We start from the raw sequence: 19,903 nt of genomic DNA on the forward strand, positions 1-19,903 counted from the left end.
TATCATAAGTGGTGACAAACTGTATTCAATTTACATATTTATCTTTTACTATAACAGCAAAAACGAAATTCCGCTTAGCAGCAAATTAGATTCTCTTATTTGAGATGCATTTCATCTATGAAACTGAAAAGGAAGATGAAAAATGCATATTTCCCTCCATTTTTCAGATTAATTTAAAATTCTTTTATGGTAAGCTATATGTAAAGATTAAACATAAAACATAAAGGATGATTCGTATGCAAATAAGACCACAAGTAAGTGAATATAACTCCTATTATGCAACGTATACCAACTTGGTATCAGACGGAAATATCATACATATTCTAGAACAACAAATGAAGGAAACGAATCTCTTATTAAAGGAAATTTCTGATAGTGAGGGACTTTTCCGGTATGCTCCTACTAAATGGAGTATAAAAGAAGTAATGGGTCATATAGCAGATACAGAACGGATTATGGCGTATCGATTGCTATCTATCGCTCGAGGCGAGACAGCAGAACTTCCAGGCTATAATGATGATATGTATGTTCTTAGAGCTGCTTTTGATAAGCAATCTATGCAAGATCTTCTTGAGAATTTAATAGTTGTTCGCCAATCTACCCTGTATTTACTTAGAAGCTTAGATAAAGAAGCTTGGTCACAAAGAGGAAATGCGAATAATTCTGAAGTTACAGTTCGTGCATTAGCATACATCATTGCTGGTCATGAGCTTCATCATCTTCAAATTATAAAAGAACGTTACCTTGGTTCTGATGTATATCTAGCAACTTAATATTTGAAGAAAAAGAGTCCTATTTATGTAGGGCTCTTTTTCAGAATTTATAACGGATTAGCGCTTAGAACCATGGCAATTAAATGTCTTTATTTATAAAATTCACCACATAATATATATGTTATCCCCTCTTATTCTGTACATAATTTTATTTAGGCTGATATACTATAAGCACAATAGTTCTGGAAAGGTGATGATATTATGTATGAACAACAAAATAATAGAGATAGAGATCAAAAAATGATGTTTTCTATGCAAGGAGTTCCCACAAATAAAATTAACATGAATCAATTACCTAAATGGATTAGTATTTTTGGCTATTGTGCCTTTGGTTGGATGATAGTATTTAGTTTAATTATGATTGTAGGTTTGATTCTACAATAACTATACAGATACACAGGTAAATGGGACAGCATTTAGATTATATATCTAGGTATTGTCCCGCTTTTTATGTGTAATTATCCCATGATAGGTAACCAATTATAATAAAAAGAACTTGTAGAATATCCTACAAGTTCTTTTAAAAATATTATTAAAACGGGAACGACAAACTATTTTAACATTCAGTACAGGGAGACCATTTTGATTATGGCTTGATTTTATTATAAATCAAATATAAGCTTTTGAAAGGTCTAGTTTTTGAAAAATATGTGAATTAAACAGCTACGATGTTTATATTAGATTTCATTTATGACTAACTTCTTCTTACTTAAATACACTGCACGATCTGATTTTTTAGCAACCTCCTGTGAGTGAGTCACAACAATAATGCATTTATTCTCTTTATGTGCAAGTTCTTGAAACAGTTCTATTATATCCATTGCGGTTTCCTCGTCGAGGTTTCCTGTCGGCTCATCTGCAATCAGTAAATCAACATTACAAGATAGTGCTCGAGCAATTGCTACACGCTGTTGTTGTCCACCGCTTAGTTGCAATACGTTTCGTTTCGCTTCAAGTTCTGTGAGTCCTACCCTCTTTAATAATTCTAATGCTCTTGCTGTTTTATTTTGCACTTTAACACCTGTAATTTCCATTGCTGTTAAGACATTTTGAAGAGCGGTCATATAGGTAATTAAGTTATAAGATTGGAAAATTACAGATACATTTTGATTACGGTATCGATCCAAACCAATCTTTCTAATATCTTTGCCATTATACAGTACATAACCATTTTTAGGGACATCCAGTCCACAACCTAAGCTCAGAGTTGTGGTTTTACCAGATCCAGATGGTCCTAAAATCGTGTAGAAATGTCCTTTTTGAAAAGAAAAGTTAACATTATCTAGTATCGCTACATTTTTCCCATTACTTTCATAATAATAATCCAAATTTTTAAACTGTAAAATCGTCTCCATATCGAGCCTCCTCATTCATCTTTTAAAAGAATTTGTTTTGGGTTTAAACGTAGAATAGATAATGCTGGAAGAAGCGTTGCTATTATAGCAATACCTAGTCCAATCCCCCCCATTTTTCCTACATCTTCTCCTGTTACACTTACATCAATTTTATCAATTGGATCTTCTTTTTGATTTTGTAGAGTACCACCAGGTCCAGCCATCATTACAGTACCATGTTGCGAGGTATCTGTTTCTTCGCTCGCAGTAGCAATTTCATTCGAAAGTAAATTATCCCCGATATATTGAGAAACTTTAGCTCCTGTTGTTATGGATAATCCAAATGCTAAAATAGCGACACACACTACTTCTACTACGAATTGCGCCATCAGTTTCCACTTTTTCTCTCCAATAGACAATAGAATTCCCATTTCTTTACGACGCCCTTTAATTGATAGCATAATGATTAATCCTAAAATGATCGCACCTGCAATCGATACAATATAAATGATCATTTGAGAAGTCGAAGAGATATTTTCAATAGGACCAATCATTTGCTTGTACAATGAATCATGCGCATCTAATTTATAATAATTAAAATCAATATTAGATTTTTTTGCTTCTTTTTTAAATGCATCAATATATTGTGGATCATTCAAGAAATACACGACTTGAACACTACTTATACCTTGGTCTACTTCTAATTTTTTCATAGTTGAATGCGGCATATATAGTTTATTAGCCGGATCCATAATAGGAGGAGCCTGTTGACCCATTGCTTGCTCATTTGTTTCGTAAATACCAATAATTTCAACCTCAAGGGTTTCCTTCTTATCCCCTGATTGCACTTTAACTTTGTCTCCTACTTTCAAATTGTTTAATTCCGCTAATCGTTTTTCCATTAAAGCTACATTCTGATCCTTCATTTGCTCTGTTATTGGCTTTCCATCAATGATTTTACTTTTTCTGTTTTTAAAGCTTTCTTGTAATGCAATCTTGCGAACTCCCTCAATCATAAAAGAAGCATTCATATCTATTTCTGTACCAGAGCTTGAACCGCCTCGCACAGCCGCCATTCCGGCTTTACCTTTTCCTTCTTCTTCTGAAGCTCCTACTAGTTTAAGTCCATCAGAAATACCAAAAGTGTTAGCTATGTAATTATAGTCTTTTACATACTTGGATTTCGCTAATTGATCTGTTTCTTTTGTATCGAGCTGCGGTGGATTTGGCATTTCTCCAGTTTCCTTAGCTTTTTGACCTAATTTGTCGAAATCAAGACCTAAAGTAACATCTGCACCAAGTTTTTTTCTCGCAGCATCCGCTGCTTTTTTTGACGCATTTTGGATTGTAAAACCTGAAAGAACCAAATTTGTAACAATCAGAAAAACTGCCATCAAAATTAATGATGTTCCTATCCTTTTTTTCATACTGAGAATTGCTCGTTTCATAAAATTCATTTTTTCTTACCTCCTTGATATCTTGTATTCTATATAGGTTATCTAGAGTTTATATGGAGCTAATCGGTAGTTTAACTAGAGATATAAGGAGTTTATGTGTAGTTATTTACCTGTTTCAGAAAAGCTAGAACACAAATTCAAAAACGCAGCCGTTTTTGAATATTGGTAAGGAGTTATTCCGTTTAATAAATTTATATAAAGGTTAAGATTAATTTAATGTATGTAGCACAAAAAATATTTACTGTGTAATTTCTATACAATAAATATAGAGAAACTTATTTGGATAGCTATAATATAGGGATTTAATATAGTTACTGTATCTCATACAAATCACGTCGCTTTAAAAGGTGCATCTTTTAATACGAAAATAAGCAAGTTAATATTCTCTTATATGAATAAGAATATTAACTTGCTTTTTAGATTTTAGTATAATTTATTTATAGTTTTATTTTATTGCAAGCTTTATAATATGATATACAAATTTATCACCTACTATTAGGAAAAGAGAATATTTTATAATTAATTTACAACATAAATTTTGTCCATGTTTTAAACAATATGTATTTTGGAGGAGGTTAATTTGATTTTTTCAAAACTCATTGATCGGTACGCCTTATATGATTTACACAAAAAAAGAAGTGTAGCGTTTCAGTATACTTCCCTTTCTAACACTTCATTAAATATAAAGGACATAGAATCTTTTTATAAAGTAAAACCATCACATATTCATTTTGACATTAAGCATTCAAAACAGGAAAAGGAATACATGGCTGGGCAATTCAAATATAAAAGCTCAGTTCAATCCGGTGATTCACGCAACGACTCTGTAACTGGGGAATTATTCTTACATAAAAATGAAAATGCACCTCATGTTATCTTTGTTCACGGTTGGAGAATGGATTCTAACGAACGTGTGAAAAGAATATTCCACGATCATATGACCAGCCTGAAGTGGAATATGTATTATTTCACTCTACCCTATCATTTTGAAAGAAAACCCGATCAATCCTTTTTCAGTGGAGAGTATATGGTAAGTGCAAATATTGAACGAACAGTACAAGCAACTAGACAAGCGGTAGCTGATTTACGAGCTTTGATTAAATGGATTAAAGCAAATAAAAATGGTCCCCTGATTCTAATAGGAATTAGTTTAGGTGGATTTATTACTAACTTAACCTCTCTTGTTGAAGAAGAAATTGATGTGTTAGCATCCATTTTCTATGCAAATCGACTTTCTTATTCTATTTGGAATACAATTCCGGGTAAATTTATTAGAGAAGACTTGGAACATCATGGTGTTACGTATGATGATTTAATAGATTATTGGAAAATCACTGAACCGAGTCAAGCATTGCCAAAAGTAAAAAAAGAAAATATTTTATTAATTTCAGGTAAGCATGATCTATATGTGCATTCTGAGGATACAGACTACTTGTGGGAATCTTGGGAAAGACCTACACGATATATTTATACATGTGGGCATGCTGGGATAGTTCTTAAACGTAAAAAAATTGCAGCTGATACTATTAATTTTATTCAAAATCGATTGAACTCCCCGCACTTATCCAATGACAGGTCTTAAATTGTGACATTACTAAGTACAAAATCTTATACTTATATTGTTATATTTTTTACTAGTCACCTTTGTAAATCTTAGCCCCAAGCCTTACACGATTGAAAATGAAATAAAATAAATAACTAAGGAACTAATTTACCATGTGGAAAAGCATTGGTCAGCATTTTCACCAGTGGTCCCTGTATATGCAATATTACATACAAAAATCTTTATTTATTACGTTATTAATTTAAAAATAAATTATTCATCCATTAATCTATACCATCCGTATTTACATTTATGGATACCCTAATTACATATGAAAAAGAGAGAAGAACATTGGTTAGTTCTTCTCTTTTTGTTTATTTTTAAAATAACTATCTATAAAATTTTGCTTTTTATAATTCTTCATGAGTCTAGAAAAGAAATTTTTCTAATGTACATAATTACAACGACATTAAAACACTTTGCTCTTAAATCCGCTACTTGTATTATTAATTGCATGAAACTCCTTCTTGAGAAAGGTTTTAATTTCTGAATATTCTGTTGACCGTTATAACATATCCAATTTACAATTTAATTGTGGTGTTCTTTCACAATTAAACTACTTAGAATACACTTCATTTATTTGAAAACAATTACAAATAGAGGTGCTAAAATGAAAACTAGAGTAAATCCAGAATTATTACAAGGATTAGAGATGTTTCCGGATCTCGATTTACGCCCAGAAAATTTGCAATCAATCAGAGAAGGAATAGCTCAAATGAGACCACCTACCGTTGTTGATGACTCCCTTTCTTTAATAGATAAAGTCATTGTTGGGCCTGATGATAATCCGTTACCATTACGAATTTATCGTCCAAAATCAAATCATGAATCTTTACCTGTCTTATTATGGATACATGGTGGAGGTTATATCTTAGGGTCTATAGATGATAACGATGATACTTGTATGAGGTTTGCAAAAGAAGCTAGCTGTGTGGTCGTGTCTGTAGACTACCGCTTAGCACCTGAACACCCTTACCCAGCACCAATTGAGGATTGTTATTCAGCTTTAAAATGGATTGCTGATAATGCAAAGTCATTAAACATTGATTCGAATCGAATTGGAGTTGCAGGAGTAAGCGCTGGCGGTGGACTAACAGCAGCATTATCATTATTAGCACGAGATCGAAAATATCCTTCAATTTGTTTACAAATGCCACTATATCCAATGATTGATGACCGAAATAATACACCTTCAGCGAATGAAATTAAAGAAGGATTTGTTTGGAACCAAAAGGCAAATGAAGCTGGCTGGAAAATGTATTTAGGAGAAATGTATGGAATGGATCAAATCCCTGCATATGCAGCGCCTTCTCGAGCTGAGGATTATAGTGACTTACCGTATACTTACACATTTGTAGGTCAATTAGATCCATTCCGAAGCGAAACATTAACCTATATAAGCAAACTAGCGCAAGCTGGTGTTGATGTCGAGTTTCATTTATATCCAAATGCCTATCACTGGTTTGAAGGGTTAAATCCAAATGCCGATGTGTCTATTTATGCTGTGAACGAAATAGTACAAGCAATAAAAACTGGGTTCAAACGAGTATCTAAGGTTGAGGCTTAATCCCATTACAAGAGAAACACTCATAAATAGTATACATTTGTGAGTGTTATTATCATTTAAATATAATAGCCGATTCTCATTTGAAATCGGCTATTATATTTAAAATCCGCCTAATATATCAAGGTTGAGAAACAGATATAAGATGTTTAGACGATGTATTTATTTCCTCTACCAATGCTTTTATGTTCATCATGATTTGAAGTATTTCTTCTTTTGTTGTCCTTGGGTTGATAGAGCAAAGTCGAATTACTACTTTTTCTTTTAATTTAGTCGTACTTAGCATAGCAAATCCTCTTTGATTAATTTCTTCCACCAATTTTTTGTTTATTTCATGAATTGTATCTGTAGATGTTAGCTCACATGGAATATAACGAAAAGTAACAATTCCTAATTGGGCAGGTGTTACTACTTCCCAATCTTTTTCTTTCCTTAAAAACTCTTCAACTTGTTCAGCTAGCATAATGCCCTGATCAATTGCCTCACGAAAAGCTGTAACTCCGAATGCTTTAAAAGAAAGCCATACCTTTAATGCTCTAAATCTACGAGAAAGTTCAATTCCACGCTCCCCAAAATTCACTTTTTCTTCTATATTAGTTTCTGTATCCTTAATATACTCTGGGATCATACGGAATGTTTCACTTAAATATTGGCTATTTCGAATAAGTACACAACCAACATCATAAGGCTGAAAAAGCCATTTATGCGGGTCTAACGTTAAAGAATCGGCACGATGAATTCCACTTAATAACTCCCTTCCTTTTTCACTGAGAATTGCTGCAGCCCCATAAGCCCCATCCACGTGTAGCCATATATCTTCATCACCACATACATCAGCCAATTCATCGAGGGAGTCCACCGCTCCGCAATTCGTTGTCCCTGCATTAGCAATAACACAGAATGGTTTTTTCCCTTTTAATCGATCTTCTTTTATTTGTTTTCTTAAAGTATTAACTGAAATTTTTAAGTCTTCATCTGTCTCAATTCGGCAAATTTGATGCTGTTTAAAACCTAATACTTTAAGTGCTCGATCTACAGAAAAATGAGTTTGGTTAGAAAAATAAACAATCGCATTTTCTATGTCATTATTCAGCTTGACCTGTCTCGCTACAGTAAGTGCAGTCAAATTAGCCATGGAACCACCACTGACAAATAATCCTTCAGCTGAATCAGGGAATCCTAGCATTGATTTTAACCAGTTAATTGTCGTTAATTCAATTTGTTCGGCACCTGCACCTACTATCCAAGCTGTAGGAAATACATTAAACCCACTTGCTAAAAAATCTGCTAATACACCAACATAATTATTAGGACCTGGCACAAAAGCCATAAAATGAGGATGATCCACATGAGTAATTTGATTAAACACATTGTTATTAAGAAAATGAAGTAATTCTTTTGGATTAGATCCGTTTTCCGGAATCGTTTCAATTAGCTTGTCTCTAAAAATATTACTATCAATCGTTTCTGAAACTGGTTTACTTTTTAAATGATTCATATGATCAACAATTAAGTCAACCGCTTGATATCCTAACTGACGCATTTCTTCGGCTGATAACTGTAATTTTTTTGTCATTTGATTTACTCCTATTCTATTTAAAAAGGCGAGTTCTTGCTCGCCTTTTCATTTTTTATAATTTGTAATCACAAATTGTTTGTATTGGATTTTGAAGAATCGTGTTGATTAACCCCTGGATGTGATTTAATATTTCCTGTATTTTCTCTGTTTCATATACCGTTTGATCATATCCAAACTTTATTGTAAGTCTTTCTTCAGGGAAGCACATAATTCCATACTTTACATGTGGCTCATCAACAACTTCGTAATCCGTGATAGCAAAATGTCTGTTTTCATTTGAAGAAAAGATTGCTGGATTAGTTGGATAGTTTTCAAAAACCCAAAGATGGTCAGTCAACTCAGTTTTTAATTCACTTTGCTTTTGTATATCAACAAATGAATAGTATGCATACTCATTACATTTCAATGTCTCTAGTTGTACCTTTTGCAGGAAGTCCACAAAAGATTGCGTTTCTGTCCATGCTAATCGGATAGGCAAAACATTTGTGAACAGACCGAACATATTTTCAATTCCTTCTACTTCGGGAGGTCTGACTGATACTAGGTTAGGCAATACTACTTCTCTCGTTCCGTTGAATTTGCCAAGCAATATTCCCCATACAGCTAGTAATGCCGTATTCATAGTTATATTATTTTTAGTTACAAATGTTTGTAACTGATCAGTCAAATCCTTGTCTAATGTTAAATCCATAAAAGTGAAGTTTAACCCTTCACTTTTAGATGGGACTTTCTTTTTAGGAATACTAATTTTCTGATTGTATCCTGATAAATAATCTCGCCAAAAATGACGTGCTTTCTCATGATCTTGTGCCAAAGTCCAATCTATAAATGTTTCAAAAGGTTTTACCATGGGTAACCCCGCCGTAGTTCCGGCATTTGTAGTTTCGTAGAGCTGGAATAATTCGTCTATCAAAATGCTGACGCTCCAACCATCACATAATAGATGATGGGAACTCCAAATTACTTTATGCTCGTTATTACCTAGTTGGAATATACAGAGACGTGTCATAAGTTCATCATTTTTAAATCCTCGACTTAAATTTTCATTCATCCACTGTTTTAGGAATTCTTGCTGTTCTTGTTTCGTCATCTCAATCAAGTTTTTTATTTCTGAATTTATTTGAACATCATATAGAACAGCTTGCCAAGGTTTTGCTTGTTCATCTTGCACAATTATTGTTCTTAAAGAATCATGACGATCAACTAATTGTTGGAAACACTGAATAAAGAGTTTAATATCCAGCTCCCCCTCAAGTGCCCAAATTGTTTGTTCAAAATATGCATTTGTATCAGGTTCATTCGTAGCATGCTCATAAATAACTTCCTGGAAAGGTGCTAACGGGTAAATACGTTCTATTTTTATATCCGGCATTTTTTCTTGTATTTTGTTAAGTGTATGTTGATTAAGTTGTTTATCTTTAACATTTAGTAATGTAGCTTTATTATCGTTCATTATGTTTACATCATTTGTTTGTGAACTTGAAAACTGGTCTAGCTTTTTAACAAATTGAACCATGTCCCTTAATATAGGAAATGAAAATATATTTTTTGGTTCAAGCTCGAATCCTTGTCGATACAGTCTGACGGACACTTGAATCGCTTTTATCGAATCTCCACCTAAGGCGAAGAAATGATCATTTACTCCAACTTGATCTATTTTGAGTACTTCTTGCCAAATACTAGTTAATATTTTTTCCATTTCAGTTTTTGGGGCAATAAATACTTCATTTTTTTGTTTCTCCGGAGTAGGGAGCGCTTTTCTATCTAATTTCCCGTTTGGAGTCAGGGGTAATTGGTCCAAATAAACAAAATAAGAAGGAATCATATAATCTGGCAAGTGATCTTGCAAATGCTTTCGTAGTTCTGTTGTACTAATATTTTGCTCAGTTACCACATATGCAACTAAAAATTTTATTCCGTTCTCATCTGTTTGATCAATTACGACAGCATGTTCGACTTGTTTATAAGTTAGAAGACAATGAGAGATTTCTTCTAACTCTACTCGATATCCCTGAATTTTCACTTGGTAATCTTGGCGGCCTAAAAATTCAATATATCCCTCAGAATGCATTTTTCCACAATCCCCTGTTTTATATATAAGACCAAAATCAGGATGTGACACAAACGCTTCATTTGTTTTCTTTTCATCATTTAAATATCCTTTAGCAAGGCCCACTCCCCCGATATATAAATCTCCAATTACACCAACAGGGCACATTTTCTTTTCATAGTTCAACACATAATACGTTTGGTTTGCCAAGGGCATCCCGTATGGAATACTATTCCAATGTGATTCCACCTGTTTGACCGGATAATAAATTGACCAAATCGATGCTTCTGTTGCCCCTCCTAGTGAGACTACTTCTGCAATCGGAAAATGTCGTTTTATTTTTTCTGGTAAAGAAAGCGGAATCCAATCTCCACTATGTAAAACTAAACGTAAAGAAGGATATTCAAAATGAGAACCTACTTGCTCCAATGCCAAATCCATGATTGCAGGCACTGTATTCCAAATTGTAATCCCTCTACGTTCGACAGTGCGGATTAATTCTTGCATGTCTCTCGGATCACGAATCATTACTAACATTGCACCTGTGCTTAAAGCTCCGAAAATATCGTATACAGATAGGTCAAAACACATGGAAGAGATACCAATAATACGATCATCTTCATTCACCTCATATTTTTGATTTATGTCTTGAATAGTATTTGTAACCGCTTGGTGAGTAATAATTACTCCTTTTGGTTTTCCTGTACTTCCTGAAGTGTATATAATATAGGCAATATCTTCTGGACCAGCAATAGCGGGCATATCTTCTGTTGTATAAAATGACAAATGATTTTCTTCATAAAGACTAGGTTCTAATAAAAGCTTGCATGAGCTATTTTTTAAAATATATGTTTGGCGATCTAAAGGATGATCGGGATCAATCGGAACATAAGCGGCACCTGATTTTAAAACACCTAACATATTAACAATTGTGTCAACTCGCCTTTTTGCTAAAAGACCCACTTTGTCACCTAGACCAATACCTTGCTCTTTTAAGAAGTGGGCAATTTGATTAGAACGTTTATGAAGTTCCGAGTATGTTAACCATTCTTGTTCAAATACCACTGCTACTTCATCCGGTGTACGTTTTACTTGGTCTGTAAATAATTGATACAGAGTAGTTGAAGGTATTTTTTCTGTTGTTTCATTGTATTGCTTAATTAAAGTTTGATCCGATTCTTTCATCTGCAAAGATGTTATATCGCTTTGTTTCACCAATTGTTCCAATAAGTCAACAAATTGGGAAAACATTGCTTCTATTACATCAACATCAAACAACTCTTCAACATAGTTCCAGCTAATTAATAACTCTCCATTTTTTTCAATTACTACATTATCCAAATACACTTGTGGAGTCCGAGCATGAATATAGCGAAGAGAACCAAGTTGTTCCCAAGAGAAAGCACCTGCACCTGCTAACATCGAGGTGAAAACGATTGGCATAACTGCTTTTGGCGTCATTTGATGATATCGAGTAAAATCTCGAATAAAGTTAACTCCATCGTAATGACGATGTTCAAGGCCATCTAATAAAGTAGCTTGCGTTTCTTTTACTCTAGTAAAGAAAGTTTGCTCTGGTTTTACATCAACATCCAATAAAATAAGTGATGTGAAATCTCCAACAATCTGTTCTACTTCATCATGAACAGGATAACGGTTAAATACAGTCAAGTTAATTGCTAATCGACGTTGATTACTCCAATGTGCCAACACATCACCATATATTGTACAAAGTAGAGCGGAAGGCGTTACCTCTTTCTCTTGTGCTAACTTTCGTAGCTTTGTCCATTTTTTATTATCCAGGATTTTTGTAAGTGATTGGAATTTAGGAGTAGCAATCTCTGCTGGATCCTTTTTTAACAGCAAAGATGGTGCAAACGGAAAGTCAGGAAGCTTACTTGTCCAATAATCTTTTGCTGTTTTATATTCTTCGCTTTGTTCCATTTCATCATAGATAAACATATAATCTTGAAAATCAAAAGATAAAGATTCTAATTTTTGATTTGGTTTATAATAATAATGCAACAAATCCTGTCCAACAATGTTCATGCTTGCTCCGTCCATTAATAAAGCATCGTATCGAAAACATAATAAATACGTGTCTTCTTTTAAAAGAAAAGCTTTCAATTCAAACAAAGGCCATTGCCCCAAAGGGAATACATGGTTAGTCATTCGAGAACGCTCTTCTTGTAAGCGAGCATGTTGATTCCTATCATCTAAATCTATGAGACTCACTATTTCAATCTCGTAATCAGGAACGCTTTGTAATATTTGCTGTTTTCCCTCTGGTAAAATTACAGCTCGCAACATTGGATGACGATGAATTACCTTTTGAAAACTTTTTGAAAGACGATTGATATCCAAAGCTGTTTCATATTCAAAATATGTTTGAGGGGAAATACCACTTAATTCAAACTGTGAATTCCGTCCTATCATATACGCTGTCTGAACTTCTGTTAAGGAAAATGGCTTAGACAAATCTTTAACATGAGTTGGTCTACTTTCAAAGTTTTCCTCTTTATGCTCTAGCTTTACACAAGAACTCAGTTGAGCGATTGTGGGGTGCTTAAAAAAATCTGTTGTACTTATTTTTAAGCCGTCTTTTCTTAATAAATTAATTACCTGAAGTGCTTTAATAGATTCTCCTTTTAATGCAAAAAAATTATCATGAATACCGATTCCCTCGATCTCCATAACTTTTTCCCATGCACGCACTAATTTTTGTTCAATTTCATTGCGCGGAGCAAGGTATGGAATTGATACATAATCCGTTTGTGTTATATCCAACAATCTTTTTCTATCCACTTTTCCATTTGGATTCAATGGAATCTCTTCTACCTGAATCATTTTTTCAGGAATCATAAACTCAGGTAATTTATCACTTAAATATTTTCTGATTTCATCAAAAGACACCTTGTTATCCGATACATAGTAGGCAGCTAATAATTTCCTATTTCCATACACTTGATCAACAACGATAGCCTGGTTTATTTCTGGATATTCCCTTAATTGAGTTTCGATTTCTCTTAATTCAATCCGATACCCCCGAATTTTCACTTGATGATCCATTCTACCTAAATATTCAAGTTCTCCATTAGGCAACCAACGAACGAGATCACCTGTATGATACATCATTTCCCCTGCCGCAAAAGGACTCGGTACAAACTTTTCATCTGTCAGTTTATTTTTACCAAGATACCCTCGTGCTACCGCTACGCCAGCAATGCAGAGTTCACCGGGAATTCCAAATGGTTTTAATTGGCCATACTTATTCAATATATAGGAATGATAATTCGGGTTAGGTTTGCCAATCGTAACTTCTTTGGAAGTGCTCAAGTCTTTTACTGTTGCGCAAATGGTTGTTTCTGTGGGACCATAAATATTTAAAATTGTTGCTTCACTGATACAACGAATTTTTTCAACCAAATCAATGGAAAATGATTCTCCTGCTAATAAAATAGATTTTAAATCTTTTAGAAAAATCGCCCCTTCTGGATCACTCAAAATCACTTCCATTCGCGATGGCGTTGATTCCCATAAATCCACCTTATGTTTTTTGACCAAATGAGCCAATTCTTTTGTTGCAAACTGGTCCTCTGTAGCAATTACTACTTTTGAACCTTGCGTTAAAGGAAGACATATTTCTAACAAGGAAATATCAAAAGATACACTAGCAAGAAACAAGAATGATTGATTAGCTTTTACTTTTTCTCTCATTACATTTAAAAAATGAACTAGCGATTTTTGTTCTATCATTACCCCTTTTGGATTTCCTGTCGATCCTGATGTGTAAATAACATAAGCTAAATCATTAGGATTATGTTCTCGTACTAAATTACTTTCTTCACCTTGAAAAAGATATTCTTTATCAAGATACAGTACTTCACCTGCAAATTGTGGCAATACTTCCTCTGTTCGCTTACTAAGTAAATATTTTGCTTGACTATCTTGTAACATATATTCAATTCGTTCAGTTGGGTAGTTAGGGTCGATTGGTAAATACGCTGCTCCTGCTTTTAAAATCCCCATCATACCAATAATCATTTCTAATGACCGATCTACCATAACGCCAATAATACTTTCTTTTGAAACACCTTTACTTTGAAGAATCGAAGCCAATTGATTCGCTTTCTTATTCAATTCTCTATATGTCAAAGATTGATCATTACAAACAACAGCAATTTGATCTGGAGTTTTTAATACTTGCGCTTCAAACAAATCTTGAAATGATTGAAACAAGTCTATGCCCGTTTGAAAAGTATTCAATCCTTCTAACAACTCTTTTTCTTCTTCTGCAATAATACAAATATCTTTCAATGCCAAATTCGGATTTTGTGAAACTTGCTTTAAAACATAACAATACGAATTGGCAAAATGTTGCAAAGAAGAGAATGAACGGGACTTGCAAGAAATTTGAAATTCAAATTCATTATGTATTTCATTCCATTTTCTTCGTATCCATAGGGCTAAATTATTCTCTGCGTATTCTTCTAGCGAATTTTCATTATGTAATCCTTCCATCCCGATTACAATTTGAAAAGGAGTTAAATTGTGTTTAACTAATAATTCAGAGAGCGGATACTCCTGATTTTCATACCCGAATAAAGTCGTTTGTTCAATCTCATTTACTAATTGTTTAAAGGTGTGATGCGGCTGGATTTCACTTCCTAAAGGAATCAACTTATTAAGATTATCACTTTGTTCAAGATTCTTTTCAATTATAGGAATACCAATAGTAATTCTTTCTTGATCTGTATAATGTGCCAAACAAACCCTTAAAGCGGCTTGAAACCAGCTAAATAATAATAAATCTTGAGACTTACTTATTTTTTGTATACTTTTACTAAATTCTACATTCACTATGACTTGAACGTATTCACAAGGTGTTTCTTTATTTAGTCGGTAATCGCTATTAAATTTAAATACAGAAAAATCGAGAATCTCGGAAGATAATTGCTCCTTCCAAAACGCTTCTACTTCTTTATTTTCATGAATCGAACTTCGATCTTTAATTTGCATTTTTATCTTTATCCCCCTAATATTCATTTCTTCTACTCGTTAATTTTCAAGCCAACTTCAAGCCCATGGAGAAACACTTGATGATTATCCAAACATAAAAATTGCTGAATCTCTTCAAATTTCATATGACCGACTGAACAAACCCCTAAATTTAATGTCTCAGCAACCATATTTAAGGTAGCAGTGATAATGCCTGACTCAATACAAGCAAATAAATATCCATCTGAACCGTATTTCGGGATGGAAGCGTTCGCATTATAAACCAAATAAACTGAGAAGGCAGATTGAGTAAATAAATCCTGATTAATTAACTCATGATCACTTTTGATTACTTGATCAATGTTGTTTACAATCACAAGACTATTTTTTGATGGGTTATAATAATAAAATCCAGCTTTCATATCCTCTATACGTTTTGGTTTTACATAAACAAAGATATCAATGGGATAGAGCCCGCCTGCACTTGCGTAATGATAGTATATTTTTTCTTCCCTAACCTGTTTTAGAGTTGATAAGAATCGGGAAAATTCCGAAAAACTAATATGTTTTTCCATATCAAATTGACGACAAGACCTACGTTCCTTGATTATAGTAGGTAGCTCATTTGTTGTTTCAAGTTGAATTTCGGTCGACCGTGCAGCAACGTGCGTGCGATTTAATTGTTTACTCATATACTTATCTAACTTTTCTTTAGAAAAGCGAATCTGGTTGCTATATGGATTTGAAAAAATCTTTTCTTGTGAAGAAAATACTTCTCTTGGGTGTAATATATTACTTACTAACACACGATTTTTTATCATGAGCTCTATGTTTTTTTGTGTCTCTTCTACATTTCCTAACGAAAAGCGCTCTACTAGTTCACTAATTTTCACACCTTTTTGAGCCATAAAATAAAAATCTGGAAACCACTCAGACAGAATACCTGTAAATCTCATTTCCCCTATCAAAACTTCATTATGCAACTTCTCCCAATGCTTAATCGGAGACCAGTAATAAATTTTCTCGCTCATATAACCCTCCATAAACGTTTAACTTATTTTTGAAATGCAATTTTCTAATTTACAAAAATTTTTTCGGATTCTGCTCCTTGTCTCATAGTGATTATAAATACATGCACTTTAACGAAAATTGAAAATAATGAAATAACTTTTTCTTCATTAAAATTTTTTATTTCATCATAAAAAATGATTTCTTTTTGGATATTTCACATCCTTTCCCATAGTAATCCTATAAGGTATAAACCATTTATAACATTGAGAATATTCATGTATTTCCAATGTGAAATTATTGTAATGGATTGGAGAGCGGTTGAATATAGTTATTAAATCAAATAATGTTGAGAAAGTTTTATTTATTATATCGATAAAATTTTATGATGTAATTTATTACAAATAGATTAAGAAAAGAGTTTTAAATTTTTCTTAATCAGTTAGTGTGAAAATATCACATACTATTACATACAATCGAGTTACTTACATTTCATATTCAAAATAGAGAAAAGACACCTTGAATGGTGTCTTTTCTCTATTTTAATTCCATATACTTTTTACGCCTTTGTTATTTTTAAACGATTTGTAGGAGTTAATACAACTCGAACATCTAGTTCGTTATATGTTCGAATATATAATAAACATTATATGAATTACGAATGTATTTCAGGTAATTTTATAAATAAACTCAAAGATATCTTCTCCTCCTACTGTCATAAAAGAAATAATCTATTGCTTATTTCTTTTATTAAATTGTAATATAATTACAGTATGTGAAATTATATTACATTAACTTTAAAAGCGAAGTGAGAATAATCTTCACTTCGCTTTTTTCATTTGCAATCCTTATTAACTTTGCTCAATTCAGTATTTATTTCCACACTCTTCGCTTTTATTTAATTGGTTTTTCTGATTTTAAAACAATGGAACTTAATGCAGGAACTTTAATTTTATTGTCATGGACAACATAAAGTGGTTTACTTCCCGCCTGCTTGCCATCTACTAGTACTTTCCAAGGCCCTTTCGATGGAAGTGTTATTTCAACAGCTTCTCTATTTGCATTGTGAGCCACTGTAAAGTATTCATGTTTATTCCCCTCTATTATATAAGCTACAGTATTTTTGGGAGCATCAATAAATGATACGTGTGTTTTTATTTGCTCTGCAGATGTCATTCGAAAAGCTGAGTACTTTTTGCGTAATTCTATTAAACCCTTCATATAATCTACTTCATTATTAAACGTTGCACGGCGCAGCCAATCCATCTGGTTAATTGAGTCTGGAGATTTGTAACTATTATGATCACCGTATTTCGTCCGCATAAACTCTTGCCCTGCATGTAAAAATGGAATACCTTGTGATGTTAATAAAATCGAAGAAGACAATTTGTGCATTTGTTTTCGCACTTCTTCGTTATCACCTGAATTAGTCAACTCAAGTTTATCCCATAATGTATGATTGTCATGCGCTTCCACATAAGTTAGTACCTGTTCCGGATCTTGATAAGTAGACGAATTTGTATCGTAGTCAATACCTGCTGTAATGCCTTTTTTAATACGATCTTCCATGTTTTGCTTTCCATTTACAAATCCATTTTCTTTCTCCTCAAATACACTACCTTTCAATCCATCACGTATATCATCGTTGAAATGTGCAATCCCTTTCATTTTCTCTGCATTTTTTTGATTTGCTTTCAGCTCAGCTGCAAGAGGTGTATTTAAATCCCAGCCTTCTCCGTGTAGTATAATAGAAGGGTCAATTTGATTCACAGCTTTACGTATTTCATTCATCGTTTCATAATCATGAATACCCATTAAATCAAAACGGAATCCATCTAAATTGTATTCTTTTGCCCAATATGTGACGGACTCTACCATAAACTTCCTCATCATTTTTCTTTCTGAAGCAGTATCATTTCCTACACCGGTTCCATTTGCAAATGTTCCATCTTCATTGTAACGATAATAATAACCTGGAACTAACTTATGGAAATTAGATTCAGCAGCGTTATACATATGGTTATATACTACATCCATCACCACTCGAAGATTATTATCATGTAGTGTTTGAACCATTTGCTTTAATTCAGTTATTCGCACAGTCGGCTCATAAGGATTTGTAGAATAGGAGCCTTCTGGAACGTTGAAATTTTTAGGATCATATCCCCAGTTATATTGCGGTTCATTTAAAGTCTCTTCATTTACAGAAGCATAATCAAATATCGGTAAAAACTGAACGTGAGTAACACCGAGATCCTTTATATGATCAAGTCCTGTTTTTACACCTTCTGGCCCTTTTGTTCCTTTTTCTGTTACACCTAAATACTTCCCTTTCTGTTTAATACCACTTTCAGGTTGAATGGAAAGATCACGTACATGTAACTCATAAATAATAGCATCTTCCGGATTTTTAAATTTTGGCTTTTTGTTTGCTTTCCATTTTTTCGGATTTGTTTCTTCTAAATTAACGACTGCACCTTTATCCCCATTTACAGAAGCAGCACGCACATATGGATCAACCGCTTCAGTCCACTTATCACCAATTTTGACCTTATACGTATAAAAGAGCCCTTTTTGGTTCCCCTTTAGTTCTGATGTCCAAGTTCCCTTTTCACCTTGTTGCATGTTTATTTCAGCACCTATTTTATCGCTCCATTTTTTATATGTAACTAACTTCGCTTCGCTTGCAGTAGGAGCCCATAAACGGAACTTTGTATGTTGCGGAGTATATGTATTTCCTAAATCGTTACCACCATAATAAAATAAATTATCAAATTCTTCGCTACGAATGACTTTACCAATTTCAGTATTCGTATCAGCTAAGTTTTCTATTTTAACTTTGTATGTTTGTTTTAAATCAATTTTCTGTTCCGTAATTATTTTGACCTTATTAGTAATATCGCCACTGTTTATATCATAAGGAGTAATATTCTTAATTTTAATGCCTTCAATTTCAATTTTCTTTTCCTTAATATTAAACGGGACATTAGTCGTTACAGTAATTTCATGGAAACCATCAATAGTTGCTTTTTGAATTGAGAGATCCGATGAAGGCTTAGAGTTATATACTTTTTCATCACCCGAAAGGATCCATACTTCAGCACGACCGTCCTTTATATTTTCAATCCAACGATCCCCACCATCTTTTTCCCATTCATTTGTTCGAACTATAAATCCTACACGATTATAGTCACCGTCTATTTTTATCTTAGCGTATTTTCCAAATTCATCTTCACCAGTAAATTGATAAGATGTACCATTTGCATTTTCTCCCCATAACCAAAGATTCCAGTCTTTTGTATTTCCAAGCTTTTCTTTGTAATGAATGATAATTTCAGTTGTTTTCGAATTTGAAACTGCCTTCACACTCTGAAAGGAGAAAACAGATGATAACATAACGATTAAAGTAAGTAATAAAACTGTTTTGTTAATTAATCTTTTTGTAATTTGCATCACATACACCCTTTCTTCAAATATTACTAACGATTTATTATGCTTACACTGAATAACACTGCTTAAATTAATCTAGAAATCTCT

The 19,903-nt window shown here is 33.2% G+C and carries 10 protein-coding genes; 4 read left to right on the forward strand and 6 right to left on the reverse strand.

Going from position 1 to position 19,903, the window contains the following annotated elements:
* Positions 1 to 236 precede the first annotated feature (236 nt).
* Both ACUN13_RS15310 and ACUN13_RS15315 read left to right on the forward strand, forming a co-directional pair.
* Positions 237 to 773: a DinB family protein gene (locus tag ACUN13_RS15310; protein WP_257116077.1), complete on the forward strand. Its 537-nt coding sequence runs from the start codon at positions 237 to 239 to the stop codon at positions 771 to 773.
* Between the two features lie 201 nt (positions 774 to 974).
* On the forward strand, positions 975 to 1,157 hold the full coding sequence (locus ACUN13_RS15315; protein ID WP_000273239.1) for a hypothetical protein: 183 nt from the start codon (positions 975 to 977) through the stop codon (positions 1,155 to 1,157).
* 293 nt (positions 1,158 to 1,450) lie between these two features.
* On the opposite strand, the gene ACUN13_RS15320 is transcribed toward ACUN13_RS15315, so the two are convergent.
* Entirely contained in the window at positions 1,451 to 2,128 is a 678-nt protein-coding gene (locus tag ACUN13_RS15320; protein ID WP_000447856.1) for an ABC transporter ATP-binding protein, read from the reverse strand.
* Positions 2,129 to 2,139: 11 nt separating this feature from the next.
* Complete coding sequence (locus ACUN13_RS15325; RefSeq protein ID WP_025687722.1) at positions 2,140 to 3,564, reverse strand: ABC transporter permease; 1,425 nt, start codon at positions 3,562 to 3,564, stop codon at positions 2,140 to 2,142.
* Positions 3,565 to 4,144: 580 nt separating this feature from the next.
* On the opposite strand from ACUN13_RS15325, the gene ACUN13_RS15330 reads away from it, so the two are divergent.
* Together ACUN13_RS15330 and ACUN13_RS15335 are read left to right on the forward strand one after the other, a co-directional pair.
* A complete protein-coding gene (locus tag ACUN13_RS15330) occupies positions 4,145 to 5,146 on the forward strand; it encodes an alpha/beta hydrolase (RefSeq protein ID WP_025689863.1) in 1,002 nt (333 codons plus the stop codon).
* A 631-nt stretch (positions 5,147 to 5,777) separates the two neighbouring features.
* A complete protein-coding gene (locus ACUN13_RS15335) occupies positions 5,778 to 6,734 on the forward strand; it encodes an alpha/beta hydrolase (protein WP_000857931.1) in 957 nt (318 codons plus the stop codon).
* A 118-nt stretch (positions 6,735 to 6,852) separates the two neighbouring features.
* On the opposite strand, the gene ACUN13_RS15340 is transcribed toward ACUN13_RS15335, so the two are convergent.
* The 4 genes from ACUN13_RS15340 to pulA form a co-directional block, all read right to left on the reverse strand.
* Positions 6,853 to 8,307 (reverse strand): pyridoxal phosphate-dependent decarboxylase family protein, encoded by a 1,455-nt coding sequence (locus ACUN13_RS15340; protein WP_409532078.1) that lies wholly within the window; start codon positions 8,305 to 8,307, stop codon positions 6,853 to 6,855.
* Between the two features lie 55 nt (positions 8,308 to 8,362).
* Positions 8,363 to 15,379 carry an amino acid adenylation domain-containing protein gene (locus ACUN13_RS15345; RefSeq protein WP_445423876.1) on the reverse strand — a complete coding sequence of 2,339 codons (7,017 nt, stop codon included), beginning with the start codon at positions 15,377 to 15,379 and terminating at the stop codon, positions 8,363 to 8,365.
* Between the two features lie 32 nt (positions 15,380 to 15,411).
* Positions 15,412 to 16,389, reverse strand: a complete 978-nt coding sequence (locus ACUN13_RS15350) for a SagB/ThcOx family dehydrogenase (protein ID WP_001290968.1) — start codon at positions 16,387 to 16,389, stop codon at positions 15,412 to 15,414.
* An 871-nt stretch (positions 16,390 to 17,260) separates the two neighbouring features.
* Complete coding sequence (gene pulA / locus ACUN13_RS15355; protein WP_025687742.1) at positions 17,261 to 19,819, reverse strand: type I pullulanase; 2,559 nt, start codon at positions 19,817 to 19,819, stop codon at positions 17,261 to 17,263.
* Positions 19,820 to 19,903: the final 84 nt, after the last annotated feature.

The sequence above is a fragment of the Bacillus cereus group sp. Bce041 genome (genome assembly GCF_052646455.1).

Excerpts from the sequence above, each read along its gene's own strand:
- ACUN13_RS15345 (WP_445423876.1), bottom strand. The coding sequence starts at position 15,379 with ATGCAAATTAAAGATCGAAGTTCGATTCATGAAAATAAAGAAGTAGAA.
- ACUN13_RS15320 (WP_000447856.1), bottom strand. The coding sequence starts at position 2,128 with ATGGAGACGATTTTACAGTTTAAAAATTTGGATTATTATTATGAAAGT.
- ACUN13_RS15310 (WP_257116077.1), top strand. The coding sequence starts at position 237 with ATGCAAATAAGACCACAAGTAAGTGAATATAACTCCTATTATGCAACG.
- ACUN13_RS15335 (WP_000857931.1), top strand. The coding sequence starts at position 5,778 with ATGAAAACTAGAGTAAATCCAGAATTATTACAAGGATTAGAGATGTTT.
- pulA (WP_025687742.1), bottom strand. The coding sequence starts at position 19,819 with ATGCAAATTACAAAAAGATTAATTAACAAAACAGTTTTATTACTTACT.
- ACUN13_RS15350 (WP_001290968.1), bottom strand. The coding sequence starts at position 16,389 with ATGAGCGAGAAAATTTATTACTGGTCTCCGATTAAGCATTGGGAGAAG.
- ACUN13_RS15315 (WP_000273239.1), top strand. The coding sequence starts at position 975 with ATGTATGAACAACAAAATAATAGAGATAGAGATCAAAAAATGATGTTT.
- ACUN13_RS15325 (WP_025687722.1), bottom strand. The coding sequence starts at position 3,564 with ATGAATTTTATGAAACGAGCAATTCTCAGTATGAAAAAAAGGATAGGA.
- ACUN13_RS15340 (WP_409532078.1), bottom strand. The coding sequence starts at position 8,307 with ATGACAAAAAAATTACAGTTATCAGCCGAAGAAATGCGTCAGTTAGGA.